At 48.6% G+C, this 18,050-nt stretch carries 14 protein-coding genes; 7 read left to right on the top strand and 7 right to left on the bottom strand.

The window, feature by feature from the left end:
• Positions 1-214: 214 nt before the first annotated feature.
• Together CCC32_RS12200 and CCC32_RS12195 are read right to left on the bottom strand one after the other, a co-directional pair.
• A complete protein-coding gene (locus tag CCC32_RS12200; protein ID WP_042517114.1) occupies positions 215-1,240 on the bottom strand; it encodes an IS110 family RNA-guided transposase in 1,026 nt (341 codons plus the stop codon).
• 394 nt (positions 1,241-1,634) lie between these two features.
• Complete coding sequence (locus tag CCC32_RS12195; RefSeq protein WP_287074885.1) at positions 1,635-1,943, bottom strand: hypothetical protein; 309 nt, start codon at positions 1,941-1,943, stop codon at positions 1,635-1,637.
• Positions 1,944-2,424: 481 nt separating this feature from the next.
• Between CCC32_RS12195 and CCC32_RS12190 the strand changes: the two genes are divergently transcribed.
• From CCC32_RS12190 to CCC32_RS12175, 4 genes are all read left to right on the top strand, one after another.
• Positions 2,425-2,667 (top strand): T9SS type A sorting domain-containing protein, encoded by a 243-nt coding sequence (locus CCC32_RS12190; protein WP_353756646.1) that lies wholly within the window; start codon positions 2,425-2,427, stop codon positions 2,665-2,667.
• Positions 2,668-2,961: 294 nt separating this feature from the next.
• Positions 2,962-3,453, top strand: coding sequence for a GFO_1088 family ECF-type sigma factor (locus tag CCC32_RS12185; RefSeq protein WP_287074837.1), 492 nt, complete (start codon positions 2,962-2,964; stop codon positions 3,451-3,453).
• Positions 3,450-4,100, top strand: coding sequence for a PG0215 family putative anti-sigma factor (locus CCC32_RS12180; protein WP_287074834.1), 651 nt, complete (start codon positions 3,450-3,452; stop codon positions 4,098-4,100). The genes CCC32_RS12185 and CCC32_RS12180 overlap by 4 nt, the downstream gene beginning before the upstream one ends.
• A 47-nt stretch (positions 4,101-4,147) precedes the next feature.
• Entirely contained in the window at positions 4,148-5,314 is a 1,167-nt protein-coding gene (locus CCC32_RS12175; RefSeq protein ID WP_287074832.1) for a hypothetical protein, read from the top strand.
• Positions 5,315-5,480: 166 nt separating this feature from the next.
• Here the strand turns inward: CCC32_RS12175 and CCC32_RS12170 are convergent, their stop codons facing one another.
• Both CCC32_RS12170 and gltX read right to left on the bottom strand, forming a co-directional pair.
• The gene (locus CCC32_RS12170) at positions 5,481-6,704 is read right to left on the bottom strand and encodes a 3-deoxy-D-manno-octulosonic acid transferase (RefSeq protein WP_022316797.1); all 1,224 of its coding nucleotides are present in this window, start codon (positions 6,702-6,704) and stop codon (positions 5,481-5,483) included.
• Positions 6,705-6,806: 102 nt separating this feature from the next.
• A complete protein-coding gene (gltX, locus tag CCC32_RS12165) occupies positions 6,807-8,324 on the bottom strand; it encodes a glutamate--tRNA ligase (protein WP_042519477.1) in 1,518 nt (505 codons plus the stop codon).
• Between the two features lie 258 nt (positions 8,325-8,582).
• On the opposite strand from gltX, the gene CCC32_RS12160 reads away from it, so the two are divergent.
• Complete coding sequence (locus tag CCC32_RS12160; protein ID WP_044064462.1) at positions 8,583-10,661, top strand: HD family phosphohydrolase; 2,079 nt, start codon at positions 8,583-8,585, stop codon at positions 10,659-10,661.
• A 198-nt stretch (positions 10,662-10,859) separates the two neighbouring features.
• On the top strand, positions 10,860-12,422 hold the full coding sequence (locus CCC32_RS12155; protein ID WP_278840657.1) for an OmpP1/FadL family transporter: 1,563 nt from the start codon (positions 10,860-10,862) through the stop codon (positions 12,420-12,422).
• A gap of 178 nt (positions 12,423-12,600) precedes the next feature.
• Here CCC32_RS12155 and priA read toward each other — a convergent pair whose 3' ends face one another.
• The 3 genes from priA to CCC32_RS12140 form a co-directional block, all read right to left on the bottom strand.
• Positions 12,601-14,886, bottom strand: a complete 2,286-nt coding sequence (priA, locus tag CCC32_RS12150; protein ID WP_287074825.1) for a replication restart helicase PriA — start codon at positions 14,884-14,886, stop codon at positions 12,601-12,603.
• A 47-nt stretch (positions 14,887-14,933) separates the two neighbouring features.
• A complete protein-coding gene (locus tag CCC32_RS12145; RefSeq protein ID WP_287074824.1) occupies positions 14,934-15,446 on the bottom strand; it encodes a gamma carbonic anhydrase family protein in 513 nt (170 codons plus the stop codon).
• 326 nt (positions 15,447-15,772) lie between these two features.
• Entirely contained in the window at positions 15,773-16,327 is a 555-nt protein-coding gene (locus CCC32_RS12140) for a hypothetical protein (RefSeq protein ID WP_287074822.1), read from the bottom strand.
• 368 nt (positions 16,328-16,695) lie between these two features.
• Here CCC32_RS12140 and CCC32_RS12135 point away from each other — a divergent pair, with 368 nt between their 5' ends.
• A complete protein-coding gene (locus tag CCC32_RS12135) occupies positions 16,696-17,619 on the top strand; it encodes an IS982 family transposase (protein ID WP_287071600.1) in 924 nt (307 codons plus the stop codon).
• Positions 17,620-18,050: the final 431 nt, after the last annotated feature.

Here is an 18,050-nt window from a genome sequence, read left to right as displayed (position 1 = left end):
GCAATTTGCATCATCAAGAAAATAGAAAAGCGGAATCGCAAAGTTTTGAACTTGCAATTCCGTTTTGTATTAATTCAGAAGATCCTAATTTCTTTTGTGGTTTATAAATGTCGCCATATTGCAGGGATATACAGACCTTGCCGGTTGGCGGAATTAATTCAACCCAAATCGCTTTCTATGTTAATATCCAAATGTTTTGACCATTATTTTCAATTTATGCTGAGATTTTATATTCAGGGGTGAATGTTTGGCGATTTCTGACCATGGCTGTGACCAAATGTACAAGTTTGTTCTTGACATTGTTCAGTGCAACCTGCTTCTTCTTTCCTCGTTCTACGAGGCGCATGTAGTACCTCGCCATAATGGGATTGAAGTTGACGGCAGCTAGTGCCGCTTGCGTCAGCATGGCCTTTATCTGGCGGTTAGCCATATAATGTACATGCGGATCGGAATGCACACTGGTTCCCGAATCTTTGCCAAATGGAGCTAGGCCGTAATAGCAGGCAATCTTGCGTGAGTCGTAGTTGAAACGCCGGAAGTTGTCGGTGTACACCATCAGGCACACAGCGTTCTGCGTTCCTATGCCAGGCACCGAGGTCACGATGGTGAACACCTCGGTGAGTTCCTCGTCCGACTTGATGAGATCGGCAATGCGCTTATCTATCTTCTCTATCTCCTTATTGAGTTCAGAGACGATGTGCCGTCCGCTCTGCGAAATCATTGTCTTGACTGGCGACTTCTCCATAGTGAGTCGCTTTTCGCCTCTACGCACCTGGAAACTGCATCTGTGTCTTACGATCATCTGACGGTATAGGAACAGCTCACGCAGTTGTGTAAGCGACTCGCTAAGAGGCTCGTACATAACGGCTTTATCGTAATTCCTCATGGCGTATTCTGCAATCATCGAGGCGTCAGCACGGTCAGACTTCAATCGTCTAAGACCAGATGCGTCTTTGATGCTCTTTGCGTTCTCAAGCCACATGTCGTAGCCTTTACCGTAGAGGAAGTTGCACAGTCCCTTGCTGTAGTCGCCCGTGTTCTCGCCACAGAAGAGCCACAAGGACGAGTCGATACCGCAGGAATTCTGCTCAACCCACTTGACCAACTGCCTATAGCCAGACACGGTTGTCTTGAACTCGTTGAACACTCTAGCAGCGGTTTCTGCCAGTCCGTCTGCAAAAAGGATAGCCACATCAACTTTTTCTTTCGAAAAATCAACTCCGATAAATAAATTCTTCATAACTTTGTACGAGTTATATTGTGTAGAATTGGTCAATAGTTGTATGGACTAACACTCTAACAAGGCTCAGAGCCGATAACTTTCTATCTGGTCTTTGCAACTATGTCGATGAGGACCTAAACGATTTATAGCTTTACGGCTGGGTCATTAGCTGGTTTACCTCTTCGACAGACCGATTCTACCTTTTTACAACAAAGGTACGAAACTGTCTTTAGCAATCATAGTTTTACCTTGATTATTTTGGAGTTTATGCGACTTCGTCGCAATCTTCTGCAAACTTAGAGGTCATTAGGGCTTGCTTGGATTTGGATTTTTAGAAGAGTGGATTTTGTTTGGCTTTTGATGAGTAATAGCGAGTGTTGATATGAGTAAAAGTTGCCAATATCGCTGATTCTCAGTATAAACAAGAATTTTCAAAAAAACTGTCAGACCATCTGGTTTTTGGTAGTAACATTCTGACAGGCAGACAGTTGGCTACCTGACGATTGTCAGCCAACTGTCTGGATGGTTTGCTGATGAAAGGAAGGTCGCCATTGAACTTGTCTTCATCAACGCTCAATACTTGGTGGTTGCCTTTCTCCTTCAGACTTTGATCAAAATCTTTTTTCAAAAGAGCGGAGATAAGAGTCTTTGCTATGCGCTCGTCCTCCATAAGGTATTTGAAAACAGAGTCGTATATCGGATTAGCAATGTTTACCATCATAAGCTTGATGTTTTGTTGTTTTCTGCAAACACTCTGCCAACGAGTGCAAAGAGAGTTTAATCTCAATTTGCCGAGTGTAGCTAAGTGTTATGCAAATATACATATCTTACATCTTATGACCGATTTGACGTAGAATGGGCACGCCGCTTGCCCAACAAGGGCAAGGTGCTTGCCCCACATGGGCACGCTGCTTGCCCCGGATGGGCAGAAAAGACGCCAGGCGGTTGCCCAATAAGTTAATGTTGTAATATCCATATTCCTGTTTTCAGGATTCTGCCAACACATGCAATTCCTGTCATCTGAATACCTGCTGTCAGATACTTCCTCTTATCTGCAAATCATCCAGACAATCGGCTGACAATCGTCAGATAGTCAACTGTCTGTTTGTCAGAATGTTACAATGAAAAACCAGACAATCTGACAGTTTCGACCGTTTTTTGTGATATGACATTTTTCTTTATACTATTTCCATTATGACTGAATCGGCTTTTGTCCTTTCTGTCACAAATGTTATAAGAATTTTGCAAGCGAGACTTCTGGCATCTCTACTCTCGACATGACAGAGAAAGCCCGTGTTTCAGTCTACGACCTCGCCGGCAACAAGGTGGCAGAAATGTCCGACGCCACAGCGGGCCAGGCTGTCGGCGGACTTGCCAAGGGCATGTATATCATCAAGACCGTTTCTGCCAACGGCATCAAGACGGGCAAGGTGCAGATAAAATGACGATAATCCTTAGGAAATAATCAAAAAACCGCAACGTGTCAATTCGACGGCGTTGCGGTTTTTTTAGGAGGTATTGAATCGTTGATGTGCTAAAAATGTGAAGCTTTACACATTTTTGGTACTTGTTTTGTGCGAATCTACACATTTTCGACACATTGTTCGTATTTTTCAGTATGCAAGTTTATTGCCTGATTGTTAAACAATATTAATGTCTGTTCATAATCCTGTGTATCGTGCGTTAATAGAGTGACGGCAGGAGGAAACGGCGTCATGTATATATAAAAATGTATGAGTATGGTTCAGAAAGAGTTTGAAGACATGGCAGCAGACCTGCGCCGGCGCATAGTGACGCTGGCGAGGGGATTCCGGCTCGATTCAGACTCGGCTGAGGATGTGGCTCAAGACACGATGCTCAAGCTATGGACCATCAGAGAGAAGATAGACGACAAACCGTCTGCCGCGGCGATGGCCACTACAATAGCCAGGCATCTGTCTATTGACATGCTGCGAAGGAACAAGACGATAGCCCTCGATATGACAGCCGCCCCAGACAGCAGTTATCGTCAGCCCGACTCGCTGCTCCAGACGGCAGAAGACGACAGATGGCTGAAGTCGCAGCTCGACAAATTGCCTACCAAGGAACACGCCGTGCTGCATCTCAGACAGGTGGAACACAAAACCACCGAAGAGATTGCCGCCATAGTGGGAGTCAGTGCCGTCTCCGTGCCCACGATGCTGGCGAGGGCGAGAAAGAAATTGTTTGACGAGATAAAACGAAGAAGATGAAACAGGAGGATTTGAAAATATTGATCGACAAGTTCATGAGCGGCACCACCACTCTGGATGAGGAAAAGGCATTGGGAGACTTCTTCCGCCAGAATGAGCATGTGCCTGCCGAACTGGACCCCTATCGGGAGATGTTCGCATATTTCGACAACGGGATGACCGGTGAACCATCAGGCAAGCCTGTCCGCCATACCGCTCCGGTCTGGAGCCTCCGTTGGATAGCAGGCATTGCTGCAGCAGTAGCAGTGATATTTGTGGCAGCCTATCATTTTGTGCCCGGCGGAACGGATGAAACTCCTGTCATGCAGACTTCCAAACGCTTGGTGGCACAGGCACAACCCACCGACAGTGCCGTCGCCAAGCCCGATACCATCTCCGGCAAGGAGAGACAGGCAGACGAAATGCCGGCAAAAAGGCGGGTGATGAGGAAATACCGCTACAAGCCCGCACCGCCAGAGGTGTTGCTTGCCGATGCAGAGGCGATCTCGGTGACAGACTCCGTGAATGTGGTGGCGAAGCAGCTTGCCGACATAGAATTGATGAAAGTGGAATGTGAACAACAATATATGCTGAATCTCGTCAAGGCTGCCAGTTTATTGAACTCTGCGCAGATAGCAGCCGTGTGTGACGAAGAAGACGTGTATTGAATAACCCCAAACAACCGATTCGGGATAAAACGGAAAGGAATATGACAATGAAAAGACTATTTGACATCGTGGCACTCGCATCCATCGTGATGCTGCCCTTAGGCGCTTCGGCGCAGGAACATGTGAACAAGGCGATTGATGCCTTTGGCACGGCAGTGGAGAAAAACGGCATAAAGTCTTCTACCGTCGACAAAGGAAATACCAAGGCATACGCCAAGATATACGAATTCTCGCTGCCCAAGAAGCAGGAGAAGAATCTGGAACCGCTGAAGAAGGCTTTCTATCAGGATATGTCGGCGGCATACGACGTGTTCGTGAAGAAAGAGACAGATGCGGCGAAGTCGAACAGGTTGATTGCCTATGGCGACCATCTGGAAAAACTAATGCATCTGGGCTGGCCCTATTGCAAGTTGGGGCGTAACTATCTCACGATGTGTGTTGATGATACCGCCGACTCTCTCTATCGCTATGTCTACGGACTGGAATGGCAGAAACGCGGGAAGAACATCGAAGGCAAGGTGTATAAGCTTTACAGTATGAACCCCAAGAAGATGTCTGCCAAGCAGAAACGCTCCGCACAGAACCTCGACGGAGTGCTGAAGAATCTTGAAGACCTCTCAGACAAACTCGACAGCATTGATGACGACGACGATGATGATGACTCGTTCGACCTTGGCGATCTCTCGGTACTGTCAGGTCTGGGCGACTTGGGAAAACTGGCAAAGGCTTTTGGCGGGAAAATCGTTGACGGTACCGATACTATAGAGACGAAAGAAGGCAAGACCATCCTCAAGTCGAACAGGCAGCGGATAGTGATAGAGAAAGACGGTTCGATGACTATTGACGATGGTGAGGGAAACGTCATGAAAATAGGAGCCGACGGCAATGTAAAGGGAATGCAGCAGTCTGCTTCCAAACCTCTCGTGGGCAGCAACACCGATCCCATCCAGCAGTTCGGCAACCTTCGTGCCGCTTATCTCAATAATCTGAGAGACAATATCGACAACACCAACCTGCTGACCGGACTCGCAAATTCCATCCTCGACCTCTGCAAGCAGAAGGGATCGGTGATGACTATGGATGAGCGCGCATTGTGTATCGACGGTATGAAAGAGCTGCAGGAGCGTACTCCCGACAAATATCTCAAGGGTATATTTAATGTGGCGACCAACAGCCTGAAGAAAATCTCCGGAACCGAGCTCCAGGGCAAATGATGATGCTGACTCTCGAATTGGAAGAAGTCAGCCCCCCCGACATACATGAATGAATAAATACGGCAATCCCCGGCATTCTATGCAGACCACACGGTCTGTGAAGAATGTCGGGGATTGTCATATCGCTTGTTGTCCTGCTGACAGGAAGCCGGTCGTGATTATTCCATTATAGTCCCACACCCTTGATAACCTTGTCGGCAGCACCGGCTTTCGTCTTCACATAGGCACCGGCCAGATCAGACGAAATGCTGAGATATTCGGCGTCAGAGTCGAAGCGGTCCATGATTCTCTCAAAGTCCTCGTAGCTGTTTATCTCCATTCCGCCCTGTGTGGCGAGCAGTTCCTGAGCCTCCTGGAAACGCTTGTTGTTGGGGCCGAATATCACCGGCACGTTCCATACGGCAGCCTCCAGCACATTGTGGATACCCACTCCGAATCCGCCACCCACATAGGTGACCTTGGCACAAGAGTATATGCTCGACAGGAGTCCGAAGCAGTCAATTATCAGGCAGTCAGCCTTGGCTGCCTCTTCGGGAGTGGTTTGGGTGTAGCGCACGGCGGTGCGGTTGAGCTTCGAGAGTATCTGCTGCAGATGGTCTTCGCCTATCACATGAGGGGCGATGACGATGCGCCAGTCCTTGTGATCGTTGAAATATCGGATGAAGATATCCTCGTCTGGCGGCCAGCTGCTTCCGGCAACGAACACCTTATAGCCCTTGGCGAAGGCATCCACGATAGGCATCTGCTTCTGACTTGCGCTCTGCTTTATCTCCAGCACGCGGTCGAAGCGCGTGTCGCCCGTAATCTCCACGTTCGTTATGCCGAGTGTGGCGAGCAGTTCGCGGCTCTTCTCGTTCTGCACGAAGAACCGGGTGATGCAGTTCAGCACGCGGCGATAGCTGTTGCCATACCAGCGGAAGAACACCTGCTGCGGGCGGAAGATGCTGCTCACGCTGTATACGGGGATGTCGTGTTTCTTCATGTATGTCATGTAGTTCCACCAGAACTCATACTTGATGAAGAACGCCATCTCCGGGTGTATTATCTTGAAGAAGCGTCTGACGTTGAGCGGAGTGTCGAGCGGCAGGTAGCAGACGATGTCGGCCCCCTCGTAGTTCTTCCTCACTTCGTATCCAGAAGGGGAGAAGAATGTGAGGAGAATCTTGTATTCGGGATGGCTCTTGCGCAGACGCTCCATTATGGGGCGTCCCTGCTCAAACTCTCCGAGCGATGCTGCATGGAACCACAGGTATTTCGCATTCGGGTCTGTCTTCTGCCTCAGTATGTCGAAAGTTTCTCTTTCCCCTCGCCACATCTTGCGTATCTTGCTGTTCCAACGGCTGGCTATCGCCACACCAAGAAGGTATATATATATAATGATGTTGTACACGCCTGCTTCTTTGTTGCTTTTAGTTCTTTATTCCAGTTTCTCTCTCTGCCCTTGTGGCTCTCCCTCGGTGGAAGGGAGAGCGGGCATATAGAATGCGGTTTGTTATTTCAGCACTTCAATGGCTTTTCTGAGTCTCTTCAGTGTCTCCTCCTTGCCGAGGAAGGCAGTGATGTCGAACATGCCGGGACCCTTGCCGATGCCGACGAGAGCCAGACGGAAGGCGTTCATCACGTCGCCGAGCTTGTAACCCTTGCTCTCCACCCATGCGAGAACCACTTTCTCCTGGTTTTCGAGAGAGAAGTCATCGATGCCTTCTATCACGTCGGCAAGTTCGCCCATTACCACGGCAGAGTCAGCCTTCCAGCGTTTGCGGACAGTCTTCTCGTCGTATTCCGTAGGAGCGATGAAGAAGAATGAGCAGAGTGGCCACAGTTCCTTTACGAAGCTTACGCGGTCTTTCATCATAGACACCACCTTGGTGATGCGCTCCATCGACTCGTCCACGCCGTTGCCGGCAACGATCGGGGCGAAGAGTTCTGCAATCTCTTCGTTGCTCTTGCGCAGGATATATTCATGGTTGAACCAGATGCCCTTCTGATAGTCGAAGCGTGCTCCCGCCTTGCTGCATTTCGTGATGTCGAACTGCTCCACGAGTTCCTGCAGAGAGAACAGCTCCTGCTCTGTGCCTGGGTTCCATCCAAGCAGGGCAAGGAAGTTTATTACTGCTTCCGGGAAATATCCGCTCTCACGGAAACCATTGCTCACGTCGCCGGTCTTGGGGTCGTGCCATTCCAACGGGAACACAGGGAATCCGAGGCGGTCGCCATCGCGCTTGCTCAGTTTTCCCTTGCCGTCTGGTTTCAGCAGCAGAGGCAGGTGGGCGAAGCGTGGCATTGTGTCTTCCCATCCGAACGCACGGTACAGTAGGACGTGGAGTGGGGCGCTTGGCAACCATTCCTCGCCGCGTATCACATGGCTTATCTCCATCAGATGGTCGTCAACGATGTTGGCGAGATGATAGGTAGGCAGCTCGTCGGCACTCTTGTAGAGCACCTTGTCGTCGAGGATGTCGCTCTTTATCACCACGTCGCCGCGGATCATGTCGTTGACATGGATCTCCTCTCCCGGCTGGATGAGGAAACGCACTACATACTGCTTGCCGTCGGCGATGAGGGCTTCAACCTCCTCCTTTGGCATGGCAAGCGAGTTGCGCATCTGCATGCGGGTGTGTGCATCATACTGGAAGTTCTTTATCTCTGCGCGTTTGGCGTCGAGCTCCTCAGGAGTGTCGAAGGCGATGTATGCCTTGCCGGCATCCAGCAGCTGGTCTACGTACTTCTTGTAGATGTCGCGGCGCTCGCTCTGGCGGTAAGGACCATAGTTTCCGCCGAAGCTCACTCCCTCGTCGAACTTGATGCCGAGCCACTTGAACGACTCGATGATGTATTCTTCAGCACCGGGTACGAAACGATTGGAGTCGGTATCCTCGATACGGAACACGAGATCGCCGCCGTGCTGCTTGGCGAAGAGATAGTTGTATAATGCTGTGCGCACGCCGCCGATGTGTAAGGCGCCCGTGGGACTTGGTGCGAAACGCACCCTAACTTTTCTTTCTGACATTGCTTTGTGTATATGTGAATTTATTGATTTTATTACCTCGTAATGCCGCATTTGGGCAAGAGATATATGCTAAACCGTGCAAAAATACAACTTTTTTATCAATTGTTGTATTATTTTTTGTATTTTCGCAGTTGAAACGTGCCTTATATATATAATAGGTACTTTTCGGAGGCTAAAACCGAGATAATACACTGTAATTAATGCTGGCGCCAGCTACACTGGTTTGTCGTTGCGCCGGACTTATAAACGAATGAGAATATGAATAAGTACGACATGTCTGAACGCAACCAATGGAAGAAGATCCTCAGCCGTATGGCGCTGGTCCTGATTTCCGTGGTCATCATCGTATTGTTTATTCCGCGCAACAGCGGACCGCAGTTCCGCTACGACGTGGGAAAGCCGTGGATGTATGGTTCGCTGATTGCCAAGTTCGACTTCCCGATATACAAGACCGACGAGGCGATAAAGCAGGAGCGCGACAGCTTGCTGCGCAACTTCGAACCTTACTTCAACTTTAAGGACAATATGGAGAGCGCCCAGATGACACGCTTCTTCGAAGACTTCACCGGCGGACTGCCTGGTATGCCGGCTACCTACACCAACATCGTGGCAGACAAGCTGCACCAGCTGTACAAGTCTGGAATCATGGGGGCGACGGAATTCTCGTCGATAGCCCAGGATACCACCAAGATGATAAGGGTCATTGACGGCAAGACTGCTTACAGCGTGCGCATATCCAGAGTGTTGTCAACAATGACCGCCTATGAGCAGATATACCTTGACGAGAGACTCGCACCCTACCGTGCGCAGCTGCAGCGTTGCAATCTCAACGAATACATAGAGCCGAACCTGATATACGACAAGGAGAGGAGCGAGGCAGAGAAGAACGATCTGCTCGGGCAGATACCGCTGGCAAGCGGTATGGTGCTCGCCGGACAGAAAATCGTGGACAGGGGAGAAATCGTTGACGACTACACCTTCCGTGTGCTCAGTTCATTTGAAAAGGAGACCCAGCGCCGTAGCGCCAGCACAACCGCCGTGCCTTCTACCATTGCCGGACAGGTGATATTCGTTTCGCTCTTCATAATCCTCTTCACCATGTATCTCGGCATGTTCCGCCGCGACTATTTCAGCAAGCCGCGCAGCATAGCCATGCTCTATGCGATGATCACCGTCTTTCCTATCCTCGTGTCGCTGATGATAGAACACAATGTGTTCAGCGTCTACATACTGCCTTTTGCCATGGCGCCCATATTCATCCGTGTGTTCATGGACTCGCGTACGGCATTCCTTACACACATCGTGATGGTGATGTTGTGTGCGGCGGCGGTGAAATATCAGTATGAGTTCATCATCGTGCAGCTCGTGGCGGGACTCGTGGCGATATACTCGCTGAGGGAACTATCGCAGCGAGGGCAGCTCTTCAAGACGGCGCTCTTCGTGACGTTGGCGAGCTGCGCCATCTACTTCGCCCTGCAGCTGATGACAGACAATACGTTCACTACCGTTGACAACAGCATGTATAAGTATTTCGTGATAAACGGTATAATGCTGCTCTTCGTGTATCCTCTCATGCTCATCATCGAGAAGACGTTCGGATTCATATCCAACGTTACGCTCATCGAGCTGTCGAATACCAGCAAGGACCTGCTGCGCCGGTTGAGCGAGGTGGCGCCGGGAACGTTCCAGCATTCTATAATGGTTAGCAACCTTGCCTCTGCCATCGCCGAGAAGATCGGGGCAAAAGCGCAGCTGGTGCGTACAGGAGCCTTGTATCATGACATCGGCAAGATGCAGAATCCGGCATTCTTCACTGAGAACCAGAATGGCGTGAACCCTCTCGACAACATGTCGAGGATTGATGCCGCACATATTGTGATAAACCATGTGACAGACGGACTGAAACTGGCGGAGAAGTATAATCTGCCGGGAGTGATAAAGGACTTCATCAGCACTCACCACGGTGCGGGAATGACGAAGTATTTCTATGTGTCGTATCGCAACGAGCATCCGGATGAGCCTATCGACGATTCGCTCTTCACATATCCCGGCCCTAATCCGTTCACCCGCGAACAAGCTATCCTGATGATGGCAGACAGCGTTGAGGCTGCCGCACGCTCGCTTCCGGAATATACGGAATTCAGCATCAGCAATATCGTGAACAAGATTGTGGACGGACAACTGAAGGAGGGATACTTTGAGTATTGCCCGATCACATTCCACGACATCGCGATGGCCAAGCAGGTGTTGATAGAAAGACTCAAGTCCATTTATCATACGAGAGTGAGCTATCCTGAACTGAAGAAGCCGGCTCTGAAGAGAGACGACGAGGAATAGGCAAGTGGGGGTAACATACACATTTGGGGATAAATATGGAAGGTTTGTGCTATAATTCTTGCACAAACCTTTTGTTTTGCGCAAAACATAGGCGTTTTGTGGTTAAGCAATGTTAAACAAGCAACTCTTTATACGGAAATAAAGGACAAATAAGATACCTTTGCAACCAATTTGTTTTAAAAAGTATTTTAGGTAAAGATGATTAATTTAAAAAATGTTTGCTTGGCAGCCCTGTTGTCGGCATCCGCAGTAACCGCCACTGCTGGCGGTCTGCTCACTAACACCAACCAGAACATTGCTTTCAACCGTATGATGAGCCGTGAGGCATCTATCGGCATTGACGGAGTGTATTACAACCCTGCCGGTGTGGCATTTATGAAAGACGGCCATCACCTCAGCATCAATCTGCAGACTGCATGGCAGACACGTACTATCGAGAACGACTACGCTCTCTTCAACTACAACGTAAAGAATCCTACTACGCCAAGGAAATTCGAGGGTAAGGCTTTTGCCCCTGTAATTCCTTCGTTCCAGTATGCATACAACAAGAACAGATGGTCGTTCCAGGCCAACTTCGACCTTGCCGGAGGAGGTGGAAAATGTAAGTTCGACAACGGACTCGGTTCTTTCGAGAAGGTTGTGGCAAACATCGGTTTCCTCGGCAACTCCCTCGCTCCATACCTTAACGGCATATTGCCGGTAAATCCAAATATCGCAAACCCTGCAACGGGAACGATGGGAGGATATGGATATACCTACGACAGCTTCATGCGCGGTCGTCAGTATTACTATGGACTTTCTGTCGGCGCTGCCTACAGAATCAACGACCACCTGTCTGTATTCGGAGGCGTGAGAGGAATCTACGCCACATGTAACTACTACGGATATGTGAAGAACATCGCTTTCGTGGGTAACAACGGTGCCAAACTGCCACTCTCTACTATGGTGGACAGAAACGACCCGGAGAGTTCAGACATTGAGCTGAACACCGACCAGACTGGTTATGGCTTCACTCCAATCATCGGTATCGACTACAAGACCGGCCGTTGGAACTTCTCTGCAAAGTATGAGTTCAAGACCCATCTGTGTCTTGTAAACCAGGGTACCGTCATCACTCCTGTGAAGAAGCTGAACGCTATCGGTGATAACCTTGCTGCCGCCGGTGTTCCGGTACAGGTGCTCCAGGGCATCAGTCCGGCAATCCAGCAGGCAAAGGAAAACATCAACGAGCTTATTGCTGAGTATGACCCGGAGCAGAACCATAAGGATGCCGGTGACATTCCTGCATTGCTCACCCTCGGAGTGGGCTATAGTCCTATCGATGCTCTCCGCATCAATGTGGGCTTCCACTGGTTTGACGACAAGGAGGCAACCTCTGGCTACAATTGGACCAAGGCTGACGGCGTTACACAGGAGCGTGTAGACCGTCACAAGAATCTCAAACGCGGTACACTGGAGTATAATGCCGGTGCTGAGTATGATGTGAACAAGATGCTCACCGTGAGTGCAGGATGGCAGAGCACAAACTATGGTCTGTCGGATGCCTCAATGGACGACAAGTCGTTTGTGGTAAGTTCAAACTCTGTCGGTTTCGGTGCGAAAGTGAACCTGACAAGCAAGATGTCACTCTCCGTAGCTTATTTCCATACCTTCTACAAGCACAAGAAGACTTCGGAGCAGGTGTCAGAAAAGCTGACTTATACAGCTGACTACACTCGTAACAATGATGTGCTTGGTGTTGGTCTTGACATCGATTTCTGATAAGAAACTACTCTTTGAAATAACACACATAAATGATGAATCCCCAGTTGTCTCGTAGTGAGAGGACTGGGGATTATTGATAGCACGCTTGCCTTTAGGTGTGTTTGTAATAGTAATAAAGGCAATTTATTTTTCTTGATTTGTTATTCTGTATTGTTTGTCGGACGTCGGATGGATGTCAGCTCGGGTCCACGTCGTAGTAAATCTGCAGGGAGGAGTATCGCTTGTCCTGTTCCATCTGTCGCTGGGCGAGCAACAGACACTGGCGCACCCTCTTCATGTCGATACCCGGTTCGAGCTTCAGCATTATCTTGCGGATGAAGAATGTGCGCACCTTCGATACCGCAGGCTTGTCAGGACCGAGCACCCTTGCTCCAAGCCATTGTCTCAGTCTGCCGCCCATCTCTATCGCTGCCGTGTTCACGCGGTCATCGTCTTTGTGCTTCAGGTAGACATATATGAGCCGATAGAAGGGAGGGTAGTGGAACAGTCGTCTCTCTGCCATCAGCTGTGAATAGAATGCCCGCCAGTTGTTTGTCACCACTTGTTCTATGATGGGCTGCTCCACGTCTTTCGTCTGCAGTATCACCAGTCCGCGGTCGCCTTTCCTTCCTGCTCTTCCCGCCACCTGCGACATCATGGTGAAGGCGTGTTCGTATGCCCTGAAGTCGGGCACGTTGAGCATGGAGTCGGCATTCAGTATTCCCACCACACGTACGTGGTCGAAATCGAGTCCCTTGCTCACCATCTGCGTTCCGATGAGAATCTTCGTACGCCCGGCAGAGAAGTCATTTATTATCCTCTCGTATGCGTTGCGGGAACGGGTAGTGTCGAGGTCCATCCTGGCAACGGGCACGTTGGGGAACAGTTCCATTATCTTCTCCTCAATCTTCTCCGTTCCATACCCATAGGGCCTCAGGTCCTCCCCCTCGCAGTTTGGACATTTCTTTGGCACGCTGTAGGTGAAACCGCAGTAGTGACATGTCAGCATGTTCATGTTCTTGTGGAAGGTGAGGGAGACATCGCAGTTTTCGCATTTCGGCACCCATCCGCAGGTGCGGCATTCCACCATCGGTGCAAAACCGCGCCTGTTCTGGAACAGTATCACCTGCTCCCCGTTATCCAATGCCTTTTTCATCGTCTCGAGCAGCAGCGGTGATATCGGACCGTACATCATCTTGCGGCGTTGCATGTCCTTCACGTCCACTACTTTTATCTCCGGCATCTCGATGCCCTTGTATCTCTCGTCGAGTTCCACAAGACCGTATTTGCCTGTCTCGGCGTTATGCCAGCTCTCTGCTGACGGTGTGGCGGAGCCCAACAGCGTTTTCGCTCCATGCTGGTGGGCGAGCATTATCGCCACGCTGCGGGCATGGTAGCGCGGTGCAGGGTCCTGCTGTTTGAAAGACGTTTCATGTTCCTCGTCGATTATCACGAGACCGAGTTTGGAGAACGGCAGCAACACGGCGGAGCGTGCTCCCAGTATCACATCGTAAGGTGAGTCGGAGAGTTGCTTCTTCCATATCTCCACCCTCTCGGCATCACTGTATTTGGAATGGTAGATACCGAGTCTGTCGCCAAACACCTTCTGAAGCCTTTGCCTTATTTGTACCGTCAGGGCGATTTCCGGCAGGAGATAGAGCACCTGCTCGTGGCGCTCCAGTGCCTGTTTGATGAGATGGATGTATATCTCCGTCTTGCCGCTCGACGTCACGCCGCGCAGCAGCACCACGTTCTTTTTCAGGAACTGGAACAGTATGTTGTTGTATGCTTCCTGCTGTGCTGCCGACAGTCGCTTCACGTTGTCGAGCTGAGGCACTCCGCCACAGTTCAGACGTCCCACCTCCTTCTCGTAGGTCACGAGCATCTTCTTGTCCAGCAGTTGCTTCATGACTCCGGCTGTGGCATGCGATTCGTTTATCAGTTCGTCTTTCGTCACCTCCACCACCGGTTCGTCGGTGCAGTCGCCCACAATGGTGTCCCAGTGGGAGAGTGTCAGATATGTGTTGAATGTCTTGAGTTGTGCCAGTGCTCTCTTCAGCATGCCGAAAGCGATGTGCAGCGCCTGCTCGTGGCGCAGGTTCTCAGGCAGTGTGACGTAGGTCTCCGTCTTCGGCCTGAACCCGTCCTCTGCCTTCAGTCCGGCAGGCAATGCGGCGTTGAAGACCTCGCCGATGGGAGACATGTAATAATCTGCAATCCAGTTCCACATCCGCAGCTGGTCTTCGGTCACGATAGGCGTCGTGTCGAGCACCCTCGTGATGTCCTTTACCTTGAATTCCGGCTCCTTGTCGTGGATGCGCACCGCCAGTCCCACCATCATCTTCTGCTTGCCGAACGGCACGATAACCCTTACGCCGCTCTTCACCGCCTCTGTCAACGGCTCCGGAATGGAGTAGGTGAAGAGGCTGTTGAGGGGCAGAGGCAATATGATGTCAACGTATGTCGTCGGTCTTTCTGTCATAGGATGATATGTGGTTGTGATGCTCTTGGATTGTGGGGATGTCGTTTTCAGTCTTGTTCCTCAAGATACCACTTTGAATATTCCACGTAGTGTTGTGCGAAGCTCTCCGCCTGGTTCGGTCTCGTCTTCTTGATGAACTTTGCCGGTACGCCACCCCAGATTTCATGTTCGCCGATTTTAGTGCCTCCCAGAACGAGTGCTCCGGCGGCAACTACTGCTCCTTTGCCCACTTCAGCGTTGTCGAGCACCGTCGCGCCCATGCCTATCAGGGCACCTCGGCGCACTGTGCATGCATGTACTGTGGCATTGTGGCCTATTGACACATCGTCCTCGATTATCGTGGGTCCTGTCTGGTTGGTCACATGTACGCAGGCTCCGTCCTGCACGTTCACTCTGTTGCCGATCGTAATGGGAGCCACATCGCCGCGCACCACGGCATTGAACCATATTGAGCATTCGTCGCCCATCGTCACTTCGCCGACAATTGCGGCGTTCTCACTGAAATAGCAGTCCTTGCCCCATTTCGGAGTGAGACCCTTTATTGATTTTATAAGTGCCATTGATTTTTCTTGTTATGTATATTATTAATCTTCTGCAAATGTACTTCTTTTTTTTGTCATTCAGCAGTTGCAGGATAATTATTCTTTGTCAAGAGCAAAGCTGTGGTCATTGAGGCGATAAACGATATAACCTTCGGCAGAGATACTTGTTTGCGATTTGGGTTAAATGAATTGCCCCAAAATACGAAGACAAAAATATATGCCAAAAATCCCCCACGCCGTGTGGGAAAATATTAATCAAATATTATTCATCAAGAAAACGGGCGACATGGAATTGTCTTCCTTGTCGCCCGCATATCTGTACGCTCGGCATGAGCATTGTTGATTTATATACCAATTCCTATACCAAGGTATACGTTACTGTGGTTTCTTACTTCAGAGCTGTGGGAATTGATAAACCTATAGCCGACGGCTAAGGATAGGTCTATTACCGAGCGCATATATCTGTATATTATGGCTGCGTCGTACAGGTCAAATTTCAGGTCGCCGCAACCGTAACCGATGCTATGGCCATATCTCGCTCTTATGTCTATTTCGTCGCCTTTGTCCCAAAACGTACCGTCTTTCTTTGCCTTGAAGAGTTGCCAGCCGCATTCACCTCCTATGCCTTGCGTTTGGTAGTATGTCTTCCTCTCGCTGTCCTTGTATAGCCCAAGGTATCCGATATATGACACGCCGATTGTCAGTCTTCTCACGGGTTCTATACCTATCGTGGTGAATGACATGATTGGAATTAGGCCATGCTGTCTTGGTGATACACTTTCTTCCGTATCTCCATATAATGTCACCCTATGTCTGCTTTTCGCAACGGAGTCCTGCTGTTCAGCTGCGAAGCTATAGAAACTGAACAACAATAAAATGAATAAAACTAACTTTCTCATATTGTATTCCTTTTTTATTCGTTATTCCAAAGATTGGCACTGGCAAACGACTGTTCGGTTGTACCCCAAATCCTTTTTGCCAAGCGTAATGATGCGTGATTTGATGCTTTCGAAGTTTTCAACATTGTTGACTTGATTCAATTTGTGTTGTTAGGATAAAAGTCGTCATTGCTGCTGCAAGCTGCAATAGTAGTGGCGGCTAATAAAACACATACCCAATAAAATAACTTTTTCATGTTTTAAAGTTTTTTAGTTAGTAACCTGAGTTCGGGATAAGAAAGTCTTTATAAAAGTTGGTAATCTCAATAATTTTTAGTACCTTTATGGTTGTAAATCAATTAGTTATAAAGTAAAAGGATACTATAGTTATGGAGATTACCAAGGACAAAATTACTGAAATTTTCTGTATTATCGATGATTTTTGCCAAGAATATGATAAAGAGATTGCCCGCATGTCCATTTGTGAGCCTGACGGGCGTAAGCACCGCAATCGGAAATGTACTATGAGCCGGTCGGAAATCATGACAATACTCATCTGCTTTCATTTCAATACTTTCCGCAACTTCAAGCATTATTACCTCTTTTATGTCAAGGTGCACCTGCACGACTTGTTCCCAAAGCAGCTCTCATATAACCGCTTTGTTGAACTCGAGTCCAGAGTCGCGGTTGAGATGATGCTGTTCCTCCAACTGTTTTGCTTTGGTAGATGCACGGGTATAAGTTTCATTGACAGTACATGCATTCCTGTATGCCACAACAAGCGTATAACAAGGAATAAGGTGTTCCGTGGTTATGCAGAAAGAGGCAAAAGCACCATGGGATGGTATTTCGGTTTCAAGTTACACCTGATATGCAATGAGAGAGGTGAACTGCTTAACTTTATGCTTACGAAAGCGAATGTTGACGATAGAAATACAGATGTTTTTAACAGATTGAGTGATAATGTGTTCGGAAAATTATTCGCAGACAAAGGATATATTTCGCATGGCTTGTTTGAGAGATTGTTTAACGACGGTATAGAAATTGTCACTGGCTTGAAATGCAATATGAAAAACAAGCTTATGCCATTGTATGACAAGATTCTGTTGCGTAAAAGATCTGTCATAGAAACCATCAATGACGAACTTAAGAATGTTGCACAACTTGTACATTCAAGACATCGTAGCGTGTTCAATTTCGTAATGAATGTCCTTTCTGTTTTGGCTGCGTATAGCTTCTTTGAAAAGAAGCCATCCATCAACATTGACTATTGCATAGAGAATGTTGACGGACAGCTTGCTGTTATAAAGTAAACTTCATTTGGACTTTACAATCCTTGCATTTTGCCATCCATATTGTTTGGAGGGCAAATGTAATATGCACCTATCGGAAATCTGGCATAGCAAGAAAAACGACTGTCGCTTATCCCGAACTCAGGTTAGTAATGTTTATTAACGCTTTGAATAATGTGTTGCAAAAGTATATAATCTGTCTTTTATCTCCAAATATAATATGAATAAAATGCATTCTGTAGCATGTTTTCAACATATAAATTATAGAATGTCGCTAATTGGCCTATAGAATTAATTTAATGTTATGTTGCTGTTGAATGTTTTTTAAATATATCGTTAAATATGCCGGATATGTCGATAGTCGTAAGTTGGGATGGTTGCGCAGATTTGTGCCTTGCACCACTTCTATATATACAAAAAAAGGAGATGGCGTTAATCCATCTCCTTTTAAA

The sequence above is a fragment of the Prevotella sp. LMAG:51 genome, from assembly GCF_008680225.1.
GTDB classification, from domain to species: Bacteria; Bacteroidota; Bacteroidia; order Bacteroidales; family Bacteroidaceae; genus Prevotella; species Prevotella pectinovora.
This window is presented reverse-complemented; position numbering and strand designations above follow the sequence as displayed.

Bases quoted from the DNA above. Each gene is read 5' to 3' on its own strand.
- CCC32_RS12200 (WP_042517114.1), bottom strand. From the start codon at position 1,240: ATGAAGAATTTATTTATCGGAGTTGATTTTTCGAAAGAAAAAGTTGAT.
- CCC32_RS12195 (WP_287074885.1), bottom strand. From the start codon at position 1,943: ATGATGGTAAACATTGCTAATCCGATATACGACTCTGTTTTCAAATAC.
- CCC32_RS12185 (WP_287074837.1), top strand. From the start codon at position 2,962: ATGGTTCAGAAAGAGTTTGAAGACATGGCAGCAGACCTGCGCCGGCGC.
- CCC32_RS12180 (WP_287074834.1), top strand. From the start codon at position 3,450: ATGAAACAGGAGGATTTGAAAATATTGATCGACAAGTTCATGAGCGGC.
- CCC32_RS12175 (WP_287074832.1), top strand. From the start codon at position 4,148: ATGAAAAGACTATTTGACATCGTGGCACTCGCATCCATCGTGATGCTG.
- gltX (WP_042519477.1), bottom strand. From the start codon at position 8,324: ATGTCAGAAAGAAAAGTTAGGGTGCGTTTCGCACCAAGTCCCACGGGC.
- CCC32_RS12160 (WP_044064462.1), top strand. From the start codon at position 8,583: ATGAATAAGTACGACATGTCTGAACGCAACCAATGGAAGAAGATCCTC.
- CCC32_RS12155 (WP_278840657.1), top strand. From the start codon at position 10,860: ATGATTAATTTAAAAAATGTTTGCTTGGCAGCCCTGTTGTCGGCATCC.
- priA (WP_287074825.1), bottom strand. From the start codon at position 14,886: ATGACAGAAAGACCGACGACATACGTTGACATCATATTGCCTCTGCCC.
- CCC32_RS12145 (WP_287074824.1), bottom strand. From the start codon at position 15,446: ATGGCACTTATAAAATCAATAAAGGGTCTCACTCCGAAATGGGGCAAG.
- CCC32_RS12140 (WP_287074822.1), bottom strand. From the start codon at position 16,327: ATGAGAAAGTTAGTTTTATTCATTTTATTGTTGTTCAGTTTCTATAGC.
- CCC32_RS12135 (WP_287071600.1), top strand. From the start codon at position 16,696: ATGGAGATTACCAAGGACAAAATTACTGAAATTTTCTGTATTATCGAT.